This window comes from Intrasporangium sp. (assembly GCF_051961875.1).
In the GTDB taxonomy this organism is placed as follows: Bacteria; Actinomycetota; Actinomycetes; order Actinomycetales; family Dermatophilaceae; genus Intrasporangium_A.
Map to the genome: position 1 here is coordinate 1 of NZ_JBQCCV010000184.1, position 3,193 is coordinate 3,193.

Below are 3,193 nucleotides of genomic sequence, written 5' to 3' on the forward strand. Positions count from 1 at the left end.
GGCCATGCGCTCGGCCTGCACATGGCGCTCTCCCCGTCGGTGACTCCACGGCTCACACCGAGGGTCCTCGCCGAGCTCCGCGGGGCCGGCGCGGGAGCCGTCTCCCTCTCGCTCGACGGGGCGACGGCGGCGACCCACGACGCGTTCCGCGGCGTCCGCGGCGTCTTCGACCAGACGCTCGTCGCGGCACGCGACGTCAGGGCGGCCGGCTTCCGCCTCCAGGTCAACTCCACGGTGACTCGCGGCAACGTCGACGAGCTGCCGGGGCTGCTGCGCCGGGTCCTCGACCTCGAGGTATCCCTGTGGAGCGTCTTCTTCCTCGTGCCGACCGGGCGGGGCCAGCTCCTCGACGCCCTGACCGCAGAGCAGGTCGAGGACGTGCTGCACTGGCTGCACGACGTGTCCGACCTCGTCGCCCTCAAGACGACGGAGGCTCCCCACTACCGGCGCGTCGCCATCGAGCGGGCCCGTGCGACACGGACCGGTGCACCGGCACCGGCACTCGGCGAGCTGTACCACCGCCACACGGCGGCGAGCGCCTCGATCCGCGCTGAGCGGCAAACGGCTCTGCGTCGTCCCCGCCCACCCATCGAGGTGAACTCGGGGCGCGGCTTCGCCTTCATCGACCACCGCGGGGACGTCTACCCCAGCGGCTTCCTGCCAGAGCGGTGCGGGTCGGTGCTCGACGGCGGCTTCCGGGAGGTCTATCGCACGAGCCCGCTGCTCCGGTCCCTGCGCGATCCGGACCAGCTGCGCGGCAAGTGCCGCTCCTGCGAGTTCCGGGACGTCTGCGGCGGCAGCCGGTCACAGGCCTACGCGGTGAACGGAGACGTCCTCGGCTCCGACCCGAACTGCGTGCACGTGCCCCTCACCGCGTGACCGGCTCCCACTCAGTGGCCTCGCAGCACCGGCCCGAGGACCTCGAGGACGGAGGCGTCCTCGATGGTGGCCGGCACGGCGGGGTTCGCGCCGTCGGCGATCTCGCGCATCGTCTTGCGCAGGATCTTCCCCGAGCGCGTCTTGGGCAGGCCCCCGACGATGTCGACCTGGTGCAGGGCCGCGACGGCTCCGACCTCGGCCCGGACCCGGGCGACGAGCTCCGTCCGGATCCGGTCGCCTTCGGCCTGCGCGTCGATGCCGGACTTGAGCACGACGAGGGCTCGCGGCACCTGGCCCTTGAGCTCGTCGCGCACCCCGATGACGGCGCACTCGGCGACCGCTTCGTGCCCGGCGAGCGCCGCCTCGATGGAACCGGTCGAGAGACGGTGGCCCGCGACGTTGAGAACGTCGTCCGTACGGCCCATGACGAAGAGGTAACCGTCCTCGTCGAAGTAGCCCCCGTCACCGGTGAGATAGTGGCCGGGGTAGGCCGACAGGTAGGAGCTGACATAGCGCTCGTCGTCCTGCCACAGCGTCGGCAGGGTGCCGGGCGGCATCGGCAGCCTGATGCAGATCGCGCCCTCGGCGCCGGCCGGGGCCTCGTTCCCCTCGACGTCGAGGATCCGCACGTCGTAGCCACAGACGGCGACCGTGGGTGACCCGGGCTTGATGGGCAGCAGCTCGATCCCCTTGGGGTTGCAGGCGATCGGCCAGCCGGTCTCGGTCTGCCACCAGTTGTCGATGACCGGGACGCCGAGCCTGGCGCTGGCCCACTCGTAGGTGTCGGGGTCGAGCCGCTCGCCGGCGAGATAGAGGGTGCGGAAGCCCGACAGGTCGTAGCCCCCCAGCAACGCGCCGTCGGCGTCCTCCTTCTTGATGGCACGGAACGCGGTGGGAGCGGTGAACAGGGCGGCGACGCCGTAGTCCTGGATCACCCTCCAGAAAGCCCCGGCATCGGGAGTGCCGACGGGCTTGCCCTCGTAGAGGATCGTCGTCGCCCCGGTCAGCAGTGGCCCATACACGATGTACGAGTGGCCGACGACCCAACCGATGTCGCTGGCGGTGAACATCGTGTCGCCGGGCGAGATGTCGTAGAGGTTCTTCATCGACCACCGTAGGGCGACGGCATACCCGCCCGAGTCGCGGTAGATGCCCTTCGGCTTCCCCGTCGTGCCCGAGGTGTAGAGGATGTAGAGCGGGTCGGTGCTCGCGACCGGCACACAGTCGGCGCCGGCGCGTGCGGACTCGCTCGAGACCAGCTCGTCCCAGTCGATGTCGCGCTCCCCCATCTCGGCGCGCAGCTGCTCGCGCTGCAGGATGACGCAGTGCTCCGGCTGGTGGTCCGAGCGCTTGATCGCCTCGTCGAGGAACGGCTTGTAGGGCACCACCCGGGTCGGCTCGACCCCGCAGGAAGCGGACAGCACGACACGGGGTGCCGCGTCGTCGATCCGTGCGGCGAGCTCCTGCGGGGCGAAGCCGCCGAAGACGACCGAGTGGACCGCCCCGATGCGGGCGCACGCGAGCATCGCCACGACCGCCTCCGGCACCATCGGCATGTAGATGACGACGCGGTCGCCCTGCTGCACCCCAAGGCCCGTCAGGCCACCGGCCACGGCGCGCACGTCGTCGAGCAGCTCGGCGTACGTGATCGTGCGCCTGCTCCCCGTCACCGGCGAGTCGTAGTGGATCGCGGCCTGGTCGCCGCGCCCGGCCTCGACGTGGCGGTCGACGGCGTTGTGGCAGACGTTGACGACGGCGTCCGGGTACCAGCGGTAGAACGGCGGGTTGTCGGCGTCGAGGATCCGCTCGGGTGGCGTGATCCAGTCGATGTCGGCGGCAGCGTCGCGCCAGAACCCCTCAGGATCGCTCAGGCTGCGCCGGTAGATCTCCCCGTATGCGGCTGTGCTCGCTCCATCGCCCATGTGCCCACTCTGCCGGGCAGGGTTCCGGAGTGCCAGAGGTGCGGCAGTCGCAACCGGCGAGCGGCCCGGCATCGGCGATGTACGGCCGCGCGGCTGTGACCAAGCGCACGCGGCGCGTCACCCCTCGGTCACGCGGTGGCGGCGGCGAGCTGTCCGCAGGCCCCGTCGATGTCCTGGCCGCGCGTGTCGCGGATCGTCGTCGGGACCCCGTGGGCCCGGAGCCGCTCGACGAAGTTCTGCTCGACGCCCGTGCGGCTCGCGGTCCATTTCGATCCCGGCGTCGGGTTGAGCGGGATCGGGTTCACATGCACCCAGCCCCTGCCGCGGGCGTTGAGCTTCTCGCCGAGCAGGTCCGCGCGCCAGCCCTGGTCGTTGATGTCGCGGATGAGGGC

2 protein-coding genes and 1 pseudogene are annotated in these 3,193 nt (G+C 71.3%); 1 reads left to right on the plus strand and 2 read right to left on the minus strand.

Annotation, left to right across the window (positions count from 1 at the left end; translation table 11 throughout):
- On the plus strand, positions 1-879 hold an 879-nt coding region (locus ACTHJJ_RS11035), incomplete at its 5' end, for a radical SAM/SPASM domain-containing protein (protein ID WP_440302992.1).
- Positions 880-890: 11 nt separating this feature from the next.
- Here the strand turns inward: ACTHJJ_RS11035 and ACTHJJ_RS11040 are convergent.
- On the minus strand, positions 891-2,801 hold the full coding sequence (locus ACTHJJ_RS11040) for a propionyl-CoA synthetase (protein WP_440302993.1): 1,911 nt from the start codon (positions 2,799-2,801) through the stop codon (positions 891-893).
- 128 nt (positions 2,802-2,929) lie between these two features.
- Positions 2,930-3,193: pseudogene (locus ACTHJJ_RS11045) on the minus strand (23S rRNA (adenine(2503)-C(2))-methyltransferase RlmN); the annotation flags it as partial.